Below are 16,846 nucleotides of genomic sequence, written 5' to 3'. Positions count from 1 at the left end.
GGGAAAGCAAAAAGGCCAATTTTATGAATTTTTGGAAACAAAGCCTCATGTCAAGGCTGATCGGTGCCTTTTCTCTCCTGTCACTGGTCACAGTTTCCAGTGCGGGGGCGATCGCCTTTTTTCGCGGAAGAGCCGAAATTGAAAAATTAGTCTTTGAACGCTTGGAAGTCACGGCAGCCCTGAAGGAAGAAGCCTTAAATCTCTGGGTAGACAATCAGCGCGAAGCCGTCACCTCCCTCGCTCGCGTCCCGGAAATTCGCGATTTAGCTGGAGAATTGCTCAGACCCGAAACGACAACTTCAGAGACCGTATACGAGACTTTACATGAGTATTTAGACTCCGTTCGCGCCACCAAACCTGAATTTTTAGAACTCTTTATCTTAAGTGATATCGGTGGTCGGATTTTAGTATCAACCCAGCGCGATCGCGAAGGACAATATCGCGTCAAAGATCGCTATTTTACCGAAGGTCGTCAAAAAACCTTCGTACAAAATGTTTATCCTTCCTCGGCAACCGGGAAACCTGCCATGACCATTGCGACCCCCCTCACCGACAGTCAAGGAGAAAAAGTAGGGGTTTTAGCCGCTCAGTTAAATCTCGAAAAAATGGATAGTATCATTTTTGAGCGCACTGGATTGGGAGAAAGCGGGGAATCCTACTTAGTCGATCGCTTTAATTTGTTTGTCTCGGCGGATCGCTTCGGACGAAAAGATTATCCGAAAGGCGTTCATTCTCGCGGTATCGAGCGTGCTTTACAAGGAGAAGACGGACGCAACTTGTATCGCAACTATGCCGATATCCCTGCCATTGGCGTATACCGGTGGATGGAAGAGCGGGAATTGGCATTATTGGTAGAAATGCAGCAAGAGGAGGCATTTGCGCCGGCGCGGCGACTGGCTTGGGCGATTCTCATTTCGGGTTCGATTTTAGCCGTATTACTGGCAGCGATCGTTTATATTTTGGCCAGACAAATCGCCCGACCGATTTTAGCGATCGCCGATGTCGCAGTTAAAGTTTCTCAAGGGGATTTATCTTTAATGGCACCGGTTTTAACCGAAGATGAAGTGGGCAAACTCGCTAATAGTTTCAACCAGATGACTGCGAGAATGCAGCGCAAAATTTTACAGTTGCAGGACGAGCGGAAAAAATCAGAAGACTTACTCCTGAATATTTTGCCCCAACGGGTGGCGGAACAACTCAAAGCAGGACAGGGAACGATCGCGGAAAGTTTTGCTGATGCAACGGTACTGTTTGCCGATTTGGTGGGATTTACCCCCCTTGCCTCCCAACTTCCCCCAGTAGAACTCGTGAGCGTCCTCAATGAGATTTTCTCCTCTTTTGATGCCCTCGCGGAACGGTACGGACTGGAGAAAATCAAAACCATCGGCGATGCTTATATGGTAGTCGGGGGCATTCCTTTGCCCAAGAAAAGTCACGTTGAAGCGATCGCAGAGATGGCCTTAGCCATGCAGCGAGAAATTCGCCTGATTGGGTTGGAAAGCGAGCGATCGTTTGCCCTGCGAGTGGGAATTCATACGGGTCCAGTGGTGGGGGGGGTGATCGGATTAAAACGCTTTAGTTACGATTTATGGGGAGATACGGTGAATATTGCCTCTCGCATGGAATCTCAAGGCGTGCCGGGCTGCATTCAAGTGACAGAGGCAACTTATCACCGCTTGCACGATAAGTTTTTGTTTACCGAACGCGGCGCGATCGATATTAAGGGTAAGGGCAAAATGCAGGTTTATTTATTATTAGAGAAGAAGTTGAAAAAAGATCCCGAATCTTTATTAGCAGGATAAGCCTTGGCCACCTTTGAAGAAACCGCAAAATTTGATGAATTTCCTGAAGGCACAGATCGGGCACTCAACATTTTACTTTATTGACCTTCCCCGCTCTTTTCTCATATTCCCGATTCCCCGAGGGTGAAAAACAACAAACATTTATCGATTAAAAATTTTGAGAGATATTCAAAAAACTTCTATCCGGAATGATTAGATTATAATGAGTAAAGTTCATTATAATCTAGTCATTCCATTTCGGAGCGCTAAAGTGCATCAAGAGAACAAGCCTAACTTCATTTTATGTAATGGCACGCTTTTTTCCTAAGTTCTCCATCGGAGTCAAAATTTTTGCGATCGCCACCAGTATGCTCGGTTTTCTGGTATTAATGGTCGGAATTAATTACGATCGCATCAAAAAAGTAAATAACGAACTCATCGATCTGGCTGAATACCTGACTCCACTTACAGCACATACCAATGTTATCAATGTTCGCCTCCTCAAACAGCAAATTCACATCGAGCGAATTTTGCAACTTTACGAAAGCGAACCGATTAACTGGCAACACATCGAGGGAGAATTTGTCGAATTTAAACGACAAGGAGACGGTGTAGATCGGGAGGTAAACGCGGCGATCGCTCTTTCTGCCCAAGCAATTTCTCATGCTAAACTGATTCGCGATATCATTCAAGTTGCTCGCCTTGAACCGCTTTTATACGCTCTAGAAGAAGAACACCAAGAATTCCACAATCGCGGTTTACAAATTGTCCAATCTTTACAAGCCGGAAATGTAGAACGACTTCACTTTCTTGAAGCAGAACTCAAAGAAGATGAAGAACAGTTTAATCAACAAATTCAGAATATTGTTCGAGAATTGGCAGACTTTACCCAACGTTCTGCTCATCTTGCCGATCGCGGCGAACGCGAAATTCTCCACCTCAATTTACTCCTGATGAGTCTGGCAACTGCCTTCGGTATCTTCTGTGCATTTATGCTGACAATGGGATTAGTGAGCCCTTTGAAAAAATTGCTCGGCGGTACCCGAGAAGTCGAACGAGGAAACTTAGAAATTCAAGTTGCGATCGCCTCGGGAGATGAAGTGGAAACCCTCAGTAATGCTTTTAATCTGATGGTCGGAGAAATTAAAGAAAAAGAACAAATTAAAAATACCTTTGGACAATATGTAGACCCTCGTATTGTGGAAAATTTAATTCAGCAACAATCTCAAAAAAATATTGAGAAAAAGCAAATCGCCACAGTCTTCTTTTCAGATATCGTCGGCTTTACTTCTATTAGCGAAATGCTCGCCCCCGAGGGACTCGTAAAACTCCTCAATCAGTATTTTACCCTTGCCGCCGAACCTATTGCTCGCTATAACGGCGTTATCGATCGCTTCATCGGCGATGCTATGAGAGCTTTTTGGGGAGAACCTTTTGTCAATGCGGAAGACCACGCTAAATTTGCTTGTTTTTCTGCTTTAGATCAGTTTGTCCAATTAGAAAGATTACATCGCATGATGCCAGATCTAATGGGATTTCGGAAAGGATTGCCCGATTTTAATATTCGCATTGGTTTAGCAACCAGTGAAGTGATTGCTGGTAATATTGGTTCGGAACAGTTTAAATCTTATACAGTCATGGGAAGTGCAGTAGAATTAGCCGAACGATTAGAAGGACTCAATAAACAATATGGAACGAAAATTTTACTCGCAGAAGATACGCGCAAACTCGCAGGCAATGCTATTGAAACCCGAGAAATTGCAGCGATCGAACTTCACGATCGCCGAGTACAAATTTATGAGCTATTAAGTCGGAAAGGCGAACTCGATCTCGAATTAGAATATCTGCGCGATCGTTTTGAAGGTGGTTTGATGGCCTATCGAACTGGAGATTTAACCCGAGCGCGATCGTGTTTTGAAACCTGCTTACTTGCTAAACCTAACGACAAACCCTCGCAAATTTATTTAGATTTTATCAATGAGGCATAAACCAAACAATCGCACCTCTACATCTGCAAAATTCCCCTTGATTAAGAGAGGATTGAGAAGAGTCAATCAACACCTCAAACTCGATAAAAAAGTCCCTATCGGTGTTAAGATCTTTGGACTAGCATTAGGAATGCTCGGATTATCGATTATTACTGTTTCTATTTCTTATTATAATCTCCGTCAGGTTAAACAAGAAATTCATAGCTTGTCTGAATATACCATTCCTCTGACTAATTTAGTGGCGGAAATAAATATTCATCTCTTAAAACAACAATTTCGCCTACATCGAATTTTCCGACTTTATGAAAAAGAACCTATCGATCGCCAACTCATCAATCGGGAAATTGCCGAATTTACACAACAGGGAAATCGTGTCGATGAAGAATTAGAAACAGCTAGTAATCTTATTAAAACTGCTTTGTTTGATATTCAATTACCAACGACACAAGACAGATTTTTGCGTTTACCTCCTATTTTAGACCATATTGAAGAAGACCAGCAAAACTTTCGCGATCGCGCTCTCGAAATCATCCAATTATTGGCAGAAAATAAAAAAATACAAGCACGTCAACTAGAGAATCAATTAGAAATTGAAGAAGAAAAATTTAATCAAGAAATTGCCAATATTTTACAAGAACTCAATCAATTTAAGATTCAATCAGCACAATTGGGTCAAAAAAATCAGCAAAGAGTTTTAAATCTGGGAATTTTCATTGCGATTATTGCTACAATTTCAGGCTTACTCGCAGCATCTGCGATCGCGACGAGTTTGGTCCAACCCACTCGCCATTTAACGCGTCAGATCGAACTGATTCGAGATGGTAATTTTGAGAGAACGATAATGATTAAAACGAGAGATGAAATTAACGAACTTGCCCACTCTTTTAACAAGATGTTAGCAGAACTAAAGCAAAAAGAGGAAATTAAAAAAATCTTTGGTAAATATGTCGATCCCAGAGCGATCGCACATTTGATGGAAGATGCTCAGAGAACGCAAACAATCGGAGAAAAACAAACAATGACAGTTTGTTTTTCCGATATTGAAGGTCTGGAAAACTTAGAAAATCGGTTAGTTTCTTATGAATCGATTCAAATTATCAATCAATATTTAACAATTATGTCTGCGCCAATTTCTCATCATCGAGGGGTCATTGATAAGTTTCTCGGCACGACCATTATGGCTTTTTGGGGCGAACCTTTTACGACGGCAAAAGATCGCGATCGCTTAGCTTGTTATGCTGCGTTAGAGCAGATCGATCGCTTAGATTCTCTCCGTCAGTATTTAACAAATGCGATCGCACGAGAAGAGTTAAAGGCGATCGATCTGAGAATTGGTTTGGCAACAGGTCAATTAGTTGTGGGTAATATGGGATCGGAATCTTCTAAATCTTATACTGCGATCGGGGATGCTGTTAATTTGGCTTCGCGTTTGCAAGGAGTCAGCAAACAATACGGGGTTCGCATTTTGATTGCAGAAGAAACTCGCAATCAAGTGATTGATATTATTGAAACCCGAGAAATCGATCGCATTCAAGTTGTTGGCAAGGAAGATGCGGTCAGGGTTTATGAAGTATTGTCTCGCAAGGGAAGTTTGCCCGCAAAGGTAGCAAAATTGAGAGGTTGCTTTGAGGGCGGATTAAATGCTTATCGACAGCAAAATTGGCAACAAGCAGAGCAATTTTTTCGAGAATGCTTGCAACTTCAACCTCGCGATCGACCCGCGCAAATCTTCTGCGATCGCATCCTCCAATTCCGAGAAAATCCCCCTCCTCAAGATTGGGATGGGGTTTGGCGTTTAACTAAAAAATAAGCAGAAAAGAGAATTAGAGATTGAGTTACAGGCATTTTTCAATGAACAATGAGCAATTATCAATGAACAGTGCGATCGCACTGAACGAAATAGAAGAGATGTAAGAATATTGGAGCGATCTCGATAATGCTCGAATACAGTATAATGGAAGAACAATAGCTATTGAGAGCCAGAGAAATAAGGATACCGATCGCATTGTAGAAATTGCAATATGAAATCAATTTCTGGAAAAATATCTTGTAAGATTTTGGAAAGAAAAGGCTGGATTTTGAAAAGAGTAAAAGGCAGCCATCATATTTATTAAAATCCAGAAAGCAATGCAATTGTTTCTGTTCCCGTCCATAGTAATAAAGATTTAAAGATTGGAACATTAGGCACTTTGATGAAAAATACTAACTTATCAGAAAGGGATTTACAATAATTGCTCTTCTTTCATGAACTATCAACAATTCGATCGCATTATAGCAAAAGAAAAGCGATTCTCGTAAACGAACGCTTCGCGATCGCACTGGGGAAATAGAGGAAGTGCGATCGCGCCTGTTTCTCTCTGCAATAAAAAGTGCGATCGCAAGAGCAAATAGAGCTATACTGAAATTCAGATGCACTTGATAATAATTTTTGTATGCCACGACTCGATCTCTACCATAATGTTGTTAGAGTTGCTCTTGTTAAAGATGGTTGGACAATAACTCACGATCCGTTGACAATTGAGTTTGAAGATCTGACAGTTTATGCCGATCTCGGTGCTGAAAAAATTCTTGCTGCTCAAAAATCAAAGCTCAAAATTGCGGTTGAAGTCAAAGTATTTAGCAGTCCCTCACCTGTGACAGAGCTAGAACGAGCTATCGGTCAGTATTATCTTTATTTAACATTTATTGCTAAACAAGAACCCGATCGCGATCTTTATTTAGCAATTCCCGAACGAATTTATAATAATTTTTTTCAACGTCCATCAATTCAAGTATTTGTCAAAGAACGTGAGATTTCTTTCTTTGTTTTCAATCCCGAACAGGAGGAGATTATTAAATGGATCGTCAATTAGAACAATATCAAATCATTGCTAGAGAGATCGTTAATGATTATGCTCGTTATAAACCCAGTTTAGGGAATATTGAGTTACAGGCGATCGCTGATGGTAATAGTTATTTACTCATTAGTTTTGGCTGGAATGGCGATCGCCGAGTTCACAGTACAATTTTACATCTGCGAGTTGTCGAGGGAAAATTTTGGTTAGAACGAGATGAGACGGAGGAGGGAATTACTCAAGATTTACTCGATCGCGGTGTTCCGAAAGAAGATATTGTTCTCGCTTTTTATCATCCCGAAGATCGAAAGTTAACTGAGTTCGCGATCGCTTAATCGCTTTTTTCAATGAAGAAAAGAAAAGCGATCGCACTGGGGGAAATGCAAGCAGTGCGATCGCTTTTTCAAAAATGTTCTTTTGGAATCGGGAGAGAAATGCGATTTCTCTTTCTATCGATTTCTTAATTGCCAATATGCTTGTAAAGGACTCATCGTAACATTACGAACATAATTTTGATTGGTATGAGCACCTCCCGTTGATTGTCCAGCAGTACGAACTTCTAAATGGAGATGATGAGAGCCACTTTGATCTCCTATCTGACCAATAACTTGACCAGCATTAATCCTTTGACCATTTTGAAAGCCATTTCTTGTTTGTAGATGTCCGTAAACCCATTCTTTTCCGTCATCCCCCTTAACAGAGATAAAAGCACCTTTTGTTGAGCTATACCATGTCCATGCAACAGTACCTCCCACAACAGTACTTACATTTGTGCCAGCAGGAGAACCAAAATCAATGCCCGCGTGCCATTTACTAAAACCACGATGATATCCAGCATCATAAAGATATCCTGAGTTCATTGGATAACGTCGGTCAAAGATGGTGTGAGAAAGATCGGTGAAAATTTGACGTACTTCAGGGAGTGTATCTCGACGATCGGAAGCACTATCCCATTGGGAGTTAAAGTCAAATTGGCTACTATCTCCACTATAACGATCCCACTGATCGTTACTAAGAGAATTGAGTTGGCTATAGTATTGCCCATTACTCCCACTTCCATTTTGATGCTTATTCAGCCAATCGGGTGATGCTGTAAATGTACCCGTGTTCCCACTGTGAGTACCGCTATCAAACAATGGTTTATTGGCTGAAGAATAAACGACGAGATTACCATCTCCTTGAATCGCGAAGTAAGCACCAGAATGACCTGCTGTATCTGTTGCCCAAACCGCTTTATTGTTGTCATACAAAACAACATTGCCATCTTTTTGAACGGCAAAAACATCCGCACTCGTTCCATCCGTTCCCGTTGCCCAAGTTGCTTTTCCTTGGGGATTATACATCACCAAATTGCCGTCATGCTGGAACACAAACTTATATCCGGTAGATGTTACCCATTCTTGACCCCGCGAGAAGGTTAGATTAGATGTACTTGGCTTGAGAACAATATTTTTAACTGGAGTGGGATTTGGTGGTGGCGTAACGGGCTTACCTGTTCCCTGCTGATGGCTTACGGGAATATAAACAGACTGACCAATTTGTAAAGACTTCGCTTCCTCAGAAGTAAACGTACCGCCATTCGCCGTTTTCATAAGTTCTCGCCAACGATGACCACTTCCTAAGTAGCGTTGAGCGATCGCCCAAAGCGTATCGCCAGCTTGAATAACATGCCGTCGAGATTTTCCGGGTATTCCGGGAGGTGAAGAATAGGAGTTGGTCGAAGCATTTTCAAGCTGAACAAATCGGACTCCACTATACTGAGATGGGCTGAGAATTCGTTCGCTGATTCCCTTACCACCCCAATTCGATTCAGAAATCCGAACGCGACCATCGGGATAGACTTCTTCCAAGAAAGCAACGTGACCATACTCAGAGTGTGCATATTGAACTCCGGGCGGCCAAACTACAATTCCTCGCGCTCCTTGAGGAGGTGTAGAAGTAACGGGTAAACCAATTTTCTGTGCATCTCCTTCCCATTTGTACGCATGACTGCGGAATAAAGCATTAGTGAGAGCAGCATTCGGCATTAAACCCGTTTCTTGCATTCGTCCATAAGCAAACCAAGTACATTGACCAATCCAGCTATAAGCAAACGGATTCACCGATCCCTTACGATAATTATCAGAATTTGGATCGATTGGAACAGTCGGAATCGGTGCGGGCTGAGGATTTGGTTGAGGTTTGGGTTGAGGTTTGGGTTGTGGAGGGGCTAAAACTGGAGGACTGCTGTTCGGAAAGCCAAAAATATAGGCACTGGGAACCCAGTAATTTGTCCCAGAAACGCGGTACCATAACTCATCTGGCGTACCAGCTTGATAATCAGTTATCCGTTCGCCATAAGTCCAAGCATCAAAGTGTAAAGTCTTGTAGTAGGGTTCTGCCAAGCCACTACGATCCTCATGGTTGGTGCTATTTCGTAAAGCAACCCCAATATGAGGCATGACCCAACCATTAAAACTTTCACCAACAACAGGATAATTTACAGCCCGATCGCTAGGCGTGAATGTTCCTTCACCACTCCAACTTTCAGGAATGAGTTTTGCAGGTGCGTAATACTCTTCAGGTTTAGTCGCTTTAGCAAAACTCACGGCGGCTGCAATATTCAGCAAACCCGATCCGGTTTCTGTATCCCAGCCTGAAGTATTGATATCTATTGCTGTATCTTTGAGGATTTGTTTGACCTGAGCAAAACTTAAATCTGGATTAGCCGCCCAAACTTGAGAAGCAGCACCCGTTACCTTTGCAGCCGCGACAGAAGAGCCAGCCATGTTACCAACACCATCTTCTATAGTCGAGAGAACACCATTCTCTACCGTACCGCCTTCAGCAAGGAGATCGAGACCATAACCATAACTGGAATATTCAACCCGTTCTGTCCCATCTGAGGCACCAACGGTAATGATATTTTCAAACTCTTGAGATGCTTGTCCCAAAGCCGACATTACATCTCCATCATTGCCCGCAGAGGTAACGATTAAAACGTCATGCTGACGGGCATACTCGATCGCAGCCCGTTCCCCCGGAGTCAACTCATAGCGCGTGGTCACATTTCCCTCGGCATCAATTTGAGTCAAATCCATACTCAAATTCACAACAGCATTGGGCTGATCTGACTCTTGCGCTGCATCGACGAACTCTACCAAAGAATCCGCCCAACGACCAGATCCCACGGCACGACCCAACCAAATCGGCGCATCGTCGTTAATGCCATCAATGCCTAAACCATTGTCCTGCGTGGCTCCAATGATACCTAAAACATGGGTACCGTGTTCGTTTCCTTCCCCCGCAGCCAAGAAAGGATTGTCATCGCCATCGACAAAATCCGAACCCGTAATAATCCCCGTATAGTCAATATCGGGATTATCGCCACTAAAACCCGTGTCGATGATACCCACTAAAGGCTGACTGCCATCGCTAAAGTCTGTTTGTAGAGGTTCGTAATCTGTCCCATCCGTGTAAGCGCGGGCGTAGGACACTAACGCTTGACCGAAGTCCTCATTGCGCCAATCTCGTGCCGAATCTACCATCTCATCCATTAAGGGTGCATCTCCCTGTGCCCCCCGGATTTGGAAGACCACATCGTTATAATCGCGATCGCTATTGGCATCCAGTCGCCAATCTTCCATCGCAAAGGTATTCCCATCCCCCGTCACATCAGCGATGCGGGTTAAGTACAACCCATCCTCGGGGTTGGCGCTGTCGAGGGAAAACAACGGGGTCTTATTCCCCCCAATACCGGGATTGTCGTGAACTTGCTCTACGGAACCATTGGGAACCAGCATAATCGCAAAGCGATCGCCCGCGTTCATGGTCACGGTTTGTACCCCTTGGTAATCTCCGCCGTTAAAGTTGGCTTCCCAATAAGGAGAATTGGTGAATTTAGCTGCATCTGTGACATCGTGGATGACTGTATGACCGAGATCGGAATTACTTAAAGCACGTTCGGCGGCGAGGTGGATAAAATCCTCGGATCCCACTTCGAGATCCTCCATTCCTTCTAAACTGAAGATCGCGACCTCTCCTCGGTAAGCACCGCCGTCAAAGAGAAAGTCAATCCCCACTTCCCCGGTGTCCCCCACGACGAAGACTCCCGGATTTTCCAACTTATCGGGAATATACCAAGGACTAAAATCATAGTCATCGGCACTAATGGGAGTCGGTGGCGGTGCATCGTCTGGCGGGGCAATGTCCTCATGGTCATGCCCATCATCCCCATCGAAATTCTCCGTTATTCCATCATCGACATCATCGATATCCAGATCGAGATCGTCGCCGGAATCATTGGGATTATCGACTAAAGCACTGGGGGTTAAAATTGGCTCCAGTACAAAGGATTGAAGAAAGCGATCGCTCTCCGGTTTCTCTTTTTTCTTGGCTCGAGCGGGCTTCGGAAATAAATTTTGCAGTAATTGTAACGAAAGCAACATAGGTAGACCCTCGATCGGCTAAAGGATAAGCAAGAAATCAATGAATATCAATCAAACTCATTTCTTTCTCACTGGCGATCGCGAGACTCTGTAGGTTATGAATCTAGATTGTGAATCTAATCTGTGAATCTGGGTTTTAAAGTAATCGGTTGTTGGTTTTAAAGGCAATGAGCGCGTTTGTGAAATCAAAAATGTGGAATAATAAGCCAGAACGACAAATCAGTAGGTTTTGACTTGTTGTCAACGGTCTGAGTTCATCAATCACTTTATATTAAGTTAGCATACCCGATCCTTTTTTCTCTGACAAGGGTTTTTTAGAAAGATCTCAATTTTTCGTGGGAAATTGGCGAAAAATCTCTGACTCAATGAGAGAGATCGCATCCCAAGGCACTTACCGAATAATTTATGATTTTCCAGCTTTTTAGAAAAAGAGAGAGTTTTGCTCACCAAACGAGAAATGCGTTGTCGCATCGTACAATTGAAACGTTCAATAGCATTTTTCTTGGTTGGTTGGATAAGGCGAGGAAACCTCGCCATCCCCCAACCGCAGTTTTTCCAGTTTCTTTACCAACCGCTTTATAGCGTTTACTGGGGAATACGAGGGCATAGGCGTTCCAAAAATCCGTGTAAGCGATCGCACTTCTCCAGAGGAGGAAGAGGAAGTGCGATCGCGAGAGGAAATTGAGAATGTTCTGGACTACGATAGCGATTGCAGTATCGAGGATAGAGAAGAATGAGGCGATCGCCAAGGCTGGAAAATCTCCGTCTCATCCAAAACATCTATTTCAGTGGAATAAACATTATCAGAAGAAAAATTGTCAGAGAACATCTCGTGGATTATACTGAGTCATCATCTAGAGAAAGAAAAATGGCGATCGCAAAAAGAAGCCCCCTTTTCGCCTTGAAACTGCTATCCCTCAGTTGCGCCTTTTGGGTCATTACCGCCTATAGAGTCCTGTCGCAATCGATAACAGCAGCCCCCGACGGCACGGGGACGATAATTCACCACAACGGCAACACCTACAAAATCGACGGCGGCACCCAAGCCGGGGCCAACCTCTTCCACTCCTTTCAAGAATTCGGTTTAAACCCCCAAGAAATCGCCAACTTCCTCTCCAACCCCAACATTAGTAACATATTGGGATGAGTGACAGGAGGAAACCCCAGCATTATTCAAGGAATGCTGAAAATGAGCGGAGGGAATTCCAACCTATTCCTAATGAACCCCGCAGGCTGGGTATTTAGCCAAGGCGCAAGTTTAGACCTATCGGGGAGTTTCGCAGCCACAACAGCAACAAGAATCGGCTTTGACGGGGGATACTTCAACGCCTACGGAGACAATATCTATAGCAACCTTACTGGAAATCCAACCAGTTTAATATTCGACCAAGAGAATCCCAGTTGGATAGCCAACGAAGCCAACCTAGCGGTGAAACCGGGAGAAAGCCTATGGTTAGTAGGCGGAGGAATCATATCTACCGGAACAGTAGAAGCAGAAGGAGGAAACATCACCCTCGCAGCCATCCCCGGTAAAAAGCAAATCGAACTGTCCCACGACGGCTTAATCGTAGATCTCGTATTAAATGCAGCCCCAGCAGAAGGAAGTGTTAGCCTACCGGGAAGTGTAGCGGGAATCAGAGCAGCCGACATCCCTCGTTATCTGAGTGGGGGGAGTGAAATCGGACACGCAGACACCATCAGCATCGACGAAAACGGCAATATCGTCCTCGGAGACAGCCAAGATACAGTTATCGCCGGGAAAGTCAACGCCGAAGAAGTCACCTTTATGGCAGCCGGAAGAGTCATAACCACGACTCCAGAATTAATCGCAGGAAACACAACAGTGGTGAGGTTTCCCGAAGCAGGAAGAACAAATATCCTCAACATTATTGACTCCCGTGCCGACAATGCCGAAGACTTATTATATGGGGCAGAAGCGGGAACAATATCGAGTATCATCGAACGGGAAGAAGGAGGAATCGCAGCGATAACGGGGAAATTAGAGGAAATAGACAGAGAATTAGACGGCATCGCCATAACAGCAGAAGGACATGAAGGAAACTTCTGGTTGGGGAAAGATTGGGTCACCGATGAGAACATCGATAACTATGCAGGACAATTAGCAACATGGGCAAAATCTCTCAAAGATGGAGCAGATATATTGTTGTACAGTTGCTTTGCCGCCTTGGGAGAAGCAGGAGAAGGGTTAATTGGAGACATAGCCGACTTAACAGGAGCAGATGTAGCAGCATCGACGAACGCGACGGGAAGCGAGAATTATGGGGGAGATTGGGGATTAGAATATGCGACGGGGAGTATAGAAGTAGGAACAACCTTTACAAGCGAGACTCTGGGAAGTTGGGATGGGAAGTTGGCTACTCTGACGGTGACGAATTTGAATAATACAGGGGCGGGGTCATTGCGAGAGCGGATTCAAACCGATGCAGCCGATGGGGATACAATTGCGTTTAACGTCAGTGGAACGATAACGCTGACAGGGACGACATCGGGAACGGATGGAGAGATAACGTGGGCAAAGAATAATTTAACGCTGGATGGAGGGAGTAATATTGTTGTGGATGGAGGAGGGAATTCGCGGATATTTAATATCTCGGCTAACACTGCCACGATTGAGAATATTACCATTCAGAATGGGAGTGCTGCTAATGGTGGCGGTTTGTTTGCGGGCAACAACATCACATTAACGAACAGTACAGTGAGTGGCAATAGTGCTGTTAATAGTGGCGGTTTGTTTGCGGACAACAACATCACATTAACGAACAGCACGATCGCATTTAACACGGCAGGCAATCAGGGTGGCGGAATTCGCTTAAGTCGTGGCACGGGAAAGATTTATAACAGCATCATCGCTAACAATCAAGCCTCCACGGGAGCGGATTTATCCGGCACATTCGACACCATCGAATCGAGCCTCATCCAAGATACCTCCGGTGCGAGCCTGAGAAACGGCAACAGTATCAAAAATCCTGCTAACGGCAATATCACTGGAGTTGACCCTCGATTGCTCCCCCTCGCCGATAATGGCGGTCTCACCCAAACCCACGCCCTCCAATCCAATAGTCCCGCTATCAACGCCGGAAATAATAGTCTTATCGGCAGCTTAACAACGGATCAACGCGGAAACGGATTCCCCCGCATTTTCAACAACATTATTGTCGATATAGGCGCTTATGAATCCCCATTTACGCCCGCCAATCCTTCCTCCTCCACCTCCACTGCGATTAAAGCATCCTCAGATCGACACCAAGAATTCGAGTCGCGAGTGCCAACAACAAGCCCGATTAACTCCCATACCAATGAAAACATCAACGTCAACCTTAACGAAGAGATATTCCCTGTATCGGGATGCGTAGCCGTCCCGGAGGATGAAAACCAAGAGAGTCAAGGCGATCGCGCTTCCCCAGAAGAGGAGGATCGATCGCGAGAGGAAAGCGAGAATGCTTCTCTGAACTACGACAGCGATTGCAGTGTCGAGGGTGGAGAGGAATGAGTCGATCTTCTCATTAGAAAGTCATTGGAGAATCAATGAAGATTCACAAATTATGTCGATTTTTGCATCTACGCTCTCATTTGCGCTCCGCCGGGGATTTTTAATCCCCGTCTCATATAAAAAGTCCTCTCAAGAGGACTGTACCTGTCAATTTGAGATCGAATCTTGTAGTTTTAATCCATTTCAATGGATTTTTCGTATGAGGCAGGGATTTTCAATCCCTGACGGATCGCGATAAGTCAGACAATCTCATTACCGATTTATTGAATTTTTGCATCTTATTCAACCTCCGACAGATTGCGATACAGAAGCAAAGATCGGCCAATTAAATCGAAACCCAACGCACTACCAAAAACAAAATGCACCTACCCAAATCAAGCCTAGCCACCAGTGCTATTCTCTTATCTTGCCTTGCCCCTGCCGCCCTTGCCAAAGACCCCATTAATTTAGAGACCCGCGTTTCCACACTTCCCGCCAACCCCTCCGAAGACGCGATCGCATCCCAAAATCCCAACCCCTTCAACTTCCTCAACGAAACTGCGATCGTTCCCCATCTGCCCCATTTTCACAACAATATCAGCTTCAGCGCCGGAGATTTAATCGGACAGAATCCCCAACAAGAAAGCGATCGCACCAACCCCGATGGCGACTTCCTGCAACCCATCGATCCCGTACTCCCCAGAGAAGAAACCGATTTATTTCCCGATCGCGACGATACACCCCCATCTCCCCCAGACAGAGACGGTATGTCTTTCCTTCTCAATCGCATTGACGTGCAAGGAAGTACCGTTTTTACCCCAGAAGACTTGTCCCCCATCATAGACCCTCTCCAAGGGCAAAACGTCACCCTCGGGCAACTCCAAGAAGCCGCCGATGCTATCACTCAACTGTACGTTCGCGAAGGTTATATCAACTCCCGCGCCGTCCTCAAAAAACAAACGATCGGTGATGGGATTGCCATTGTAGAGATCGTAGAAGGGACGATTTCCGATATTCAGATCGTCGGACTCGATCGCTTCAAACCCTTCTATTTTACCTCTCGCCTCAATCGCGGCATCGATACCCCCTTCAACATCAACAAACTCGAAGACGCACTGCGTTTATTGCAAGGGAATCCTTTCATTGAAGATTTCGATATCAATCTCCAACCCGGAGACAACATCGGTGAAAATACACTTCTCTTCACCATTCAAGAAGCCTCTCCTTTTTTCGGTGTTGCCTTCGCCGATAACTACTCGGCTGCCAGTGTCGGTTCCGAACGCTATGGTTTGAATGCAGGCTATCGTAACTTATTGGGAGTTGGCGATATTTTCCATGCTACGGTGGTTCGTTCCACCACTGGAGGATCTCGCATCTATGACTTAAACTATCGCATTCCCTTCAACGCCATGGAAGGGACAGTAGATGCAAGCATCTCTCTCGATCGCAACGATATTACCCAGTCCCCCTTCAGAGAATTGGGCTTTCGAGGAGAGTCGGAAACTTATGCAATTTCCGTGCGCCAACCCCTGATCCGCACCTTTACCGATGAATTTGCCCTCTCTTTAGGACTGAGACATAAAACCGGGCAAACCTTCTTATTTGATGATGTGGGAACGCCCTTCAGTAGCGGTGCGGAGGAAGACGGCACCACTCGCACCATGGTCCTCAGTTTCGGACAAGATTACCTCAAACGCGATGGCACCGGTGCTTGGGTTTTCCGTTCTCAGCTTAACTTTGGATTGGATTGGTGGAATGCCACCCGAAACAACGATCCGACCCCTGACGGTCGTTTTTTCAGTTGGACGGGACAGATGCAACGGTTGCAACAATTGGGCAAAAATCACTTGTTAATCCTGCAAGGAGACGTGCAGCTTTCTCCCAATAACCTGTTAGCGTCAGAACGTTTTAGTATTGGAGGCGGTCAAACTTTACGAGGCTATCGTCAGGGGGCGCGATCGGGGGATAATGGTTGGCGTGTTTCCCTTGAAGATCGCATTACTTTGGTAGAAGAACAAGAAGCCATTCATTTATTGCAAATTATTCCTTTTTTCGATATGGGTATGGTGTGGAATAATCCCAGCAATCCCGACCAAATCGATAACGAGCATTTTTTAGCCGGAGTAGGAGTAGGTTTTCTCTATTCTCCGGTGGACAATTTAACCATGCGCCTCGATTTAACCTTGCCTTTGGTTCAGATTAGCGATCGCTCTGTTAATGCCCAAGATGATGGCGTTTATTTTAGTTTGGCTTACAATTTTTAGTCTGGCTTATCGTTTTTGAGCGCAGAAATCTAGACTTCCTCTCTGTACATTTCCGATTGTTC

9 protein-coding genes and 3 pseudogenes are annotated in these 16,846 nt (G+C 44.8%); 9 read left to right on the top strand and 3 right to left on the bottom strand.

The genetic code is table 11. The features are described 5' to 3' along the window. Window positions 1-47 precede the first annotated feature (47 nt). From AC6RV6_RS00135 to AC6RV6_RS00110, 6 genes and pseudogenes are all read left to right on the top strand, one after another. Window positions 48-1,802 carry an adenylate/guanylate cyclase domain-containing protein gene (locus AC6RV6_RS00135; protein WP_500237886.1) on the top strand — a complete coding sequence of 585 codons (1,755 nt, stop codon included), beginning with the start codon at window positions 48-50 and terminating at the stop codon, window positions 1,800-1,802. Between the two features lie 287 nt (window positions 1,803-2,089). Further along, on the top strand, window positions 2,090-3,769 hold the full coding sequence (locus AC6RV6_RS00130) for an adenylate/guanylate cyclase domain-containing protein (RefSeq protein ID WP_500237884.1): 1,680 nt from the start codon (window positions 2,090-2,092) through the stop codon (window positions 3,767-3,769). Next, the gene (locus AC6RV6_RS00125) at window positions 3,759-5,579 is read left to right on the top strand and encodes an adenylate/guanylate cyclase domain-containing protein (protein ID WP_500237880.1); all 1,821 of its coding nucleotides are present in this window, start codon (window positions 3,759-3,761) and stop codon (window positions 5,577-5,579) included. The genes AC6RV6_RS00130 and AC6RV6_RS00125 overlap by 11 nt, the downstream gene beginning before the upstream one ends. 211 nt (window positions 5,580-5,790) lie before the next feature. Then, window positions 5,791-6,000 (top strand): annotated as a pseudogene (locus tag AC6RV6_RS00120) (type II toxin-antitoxin system HicA family toxin). Window positions 6,001-6,201: 201 nt separating this feature from the next. Continuing rightward, the gene (locus tag AC6RV6_RS00115; RefSeq protein ID WP_500237878.1) at window positions 6,202-6,621 is read left to right on the top strand and encodes an element excision factor XisH family protein; all 420 of its coding nucleotides are present in this window, start codon (window positions 6,202-6,204) and stop codon (window positions 6,619-6,621) included. Further along, a complete protein-coding gene (locus AC6RV6_RS00110) occupies window positions 6,606-6,938 on the top strand; it encodes a XisI protein (protein ID WP_500237877.1) in 333 nt (110 codons plus the stop codon). The genes AC6RV6_RS00115 and AC6RV6_RS00110 overlap by 16 nt, the downstream gene beginning before the upstream one ends. Window positions 6,939-7,052: 114 nt before the next feature. On the opposite strand, the gene AC6RV6_RS00105 is transcribed toward AC6RV6_RS00110, so the two are convergent. From AC6RV6_RS00105 to AC6RV6_RS00095, 3 genes and pseudogenes are all read right to left on the bottom strand, one after another. Beyond that, entirely contained in the window at window positions 7,053-11,030 is a 3,978-nt protein-coding gene (locus tag AC6RV6_RS00105; protein WP_500237875.1) for a S8 family serine peptidase, read from the bottom strand. Window positions 11,031-11,435: 405 nt separating this feature from the next. Then, window positions 11,436-11,668, bottom strand: a pseudogene (locus AC6RV6_RS00100) (IS1 family transposase); the annotation flags it as partial. Then, the gene (locus AC6RV6_RS00095; protein ID WP_500238358.1) at window positions 11,616-11,801 is read right to left on the bottom strand and encodes a hypothetical protein; all 186 of its coding nucleotides are present in this window, start codon (window positions 11,799-11,801) and stop codon (window positions 11,616-11,618) included. The gene AC6RV6_RS00095 and the pseudogene AC6RV6_RS00100, both read right to left, overlap by 53 nt. On the opposite strand from AC6RV6_RS00095, the pseudogene AC6RV6_RS00090 reads away from it, so the two are divergent. The 3 genes and pseudogenes from AC6RV6_RS00090 to AC6RV6_RS00080 form a co-directional block, all read left to right on the top strand. Then, a pseudogene (locus AC6RV6_RS00090) lies at window positions 11,764-12,585 on the top strand (filamentous hemagglutinin N-terminal domain-containing protein); the annotation flags it as partial. The gene AC6RV6_RS00095 and the pseudogene AC6RV6_RS00090 sit on opposite strands and share 38 nt — an antisense overlap. Before the next feature lie 231 nt (window positions 12,586-12,816). Then, window positions 12,817-14,541, top strand: coding sequence for a DUF4347 domain-containing protein (locus tag AC6RV6_RS00085; protein ID WP_500238337.1), 1,725 nt, complete (start codon window positions 12,817-12,819; stop codon window positions 14,539-14,541). Between the two features lie 359 nt (window positions 14,542-14,900). Then, entirely contained in the window at window positions 14,901-16,784 is a 1,884-nt protein-coding gene (locus AC6RV6_RS00080) for a ShlB/FhaC/HecB family hemolysin secretion/activation protein (protein ID WP_500237874.1), read from the top strand. Window positions 16,785-16,846 lie beyond the last annotated feature (62 nt).

The organism is Spirulina sp. LEGE 11439, assembly GCF_059821285.1.
This window is presented reverse-complemented; position numbering and strand designations above follow the sequence as displayed.

Excerpts from the sequence above, each read along its gene's own strand:
- AC6RV6_RS00135 (WP_500237886.1), top strand. The coding sequence starts at position 48 with ATGTCAAGGCTGATCGGTGCCTTTTCTCTCCTGTCACTGGTCACAGTT.
- AC6RV6_RS00130 (WP_500237884.1), top strand. The coding sequence starts at position 2,090 with ATGGCACGCTTTTTTCCTAAGTTCTCCATCGGAGTCAAAATTTTTGCG.
- AC6RV6_RS00125 (WP_500237880.1), top strand. The coding sequence starts at position 3,759 with ATGAGGCATAAACCAAACAATCGCACCTCTACATCTGCAAAATTCCCC.
- AC6RV6_RS00115 (WP_500237878.1), top strand. The coding sequence starts at position 6,202 with ATGCCACGACTCGATCTCTACCATAATGTTGTTAGAGTTGCTCTTGTT.
- AC6RV6_RS00110 (WP_500237877.1), top strand. The coding sequence starts at position 6,606 with ATGGATCGTCAATTAGAACAATATCAAATCATTGCTAGAGAGATCGTT.
- AC6RV6_RS00105 (WP_500237875.1), bottom strand. The coding sequence starts at position 11,030 with ATGTTGCTTTCGTTACAATTACTGCAAAATTTATTTCCGAAGCCCGCT.
- AC6RV6_RS00095 (WP_500238358.1), bottom strand. The coding sequence starts at position 11,801 with ATGAGACGGAGATTTTCCAGCCTTGGCGATCGCCTCATTCTTCTCTAT.
- AC6RV6_RS00085 (WP_500238337.1), top strand. The coding sequence starts at position 12,817 with ATGGCAGCCGGAAGAGTCATAACCACGACTCCAGAATTAATCGCAGGA.
- AC6RV6_RS00080 (WP_500237874.1), top strand. The coding sequence starts at position 14,901 with ATGCACCTACCCAAATCAAGCCTAGCCACCAGTGCTATTCTCTTATCT.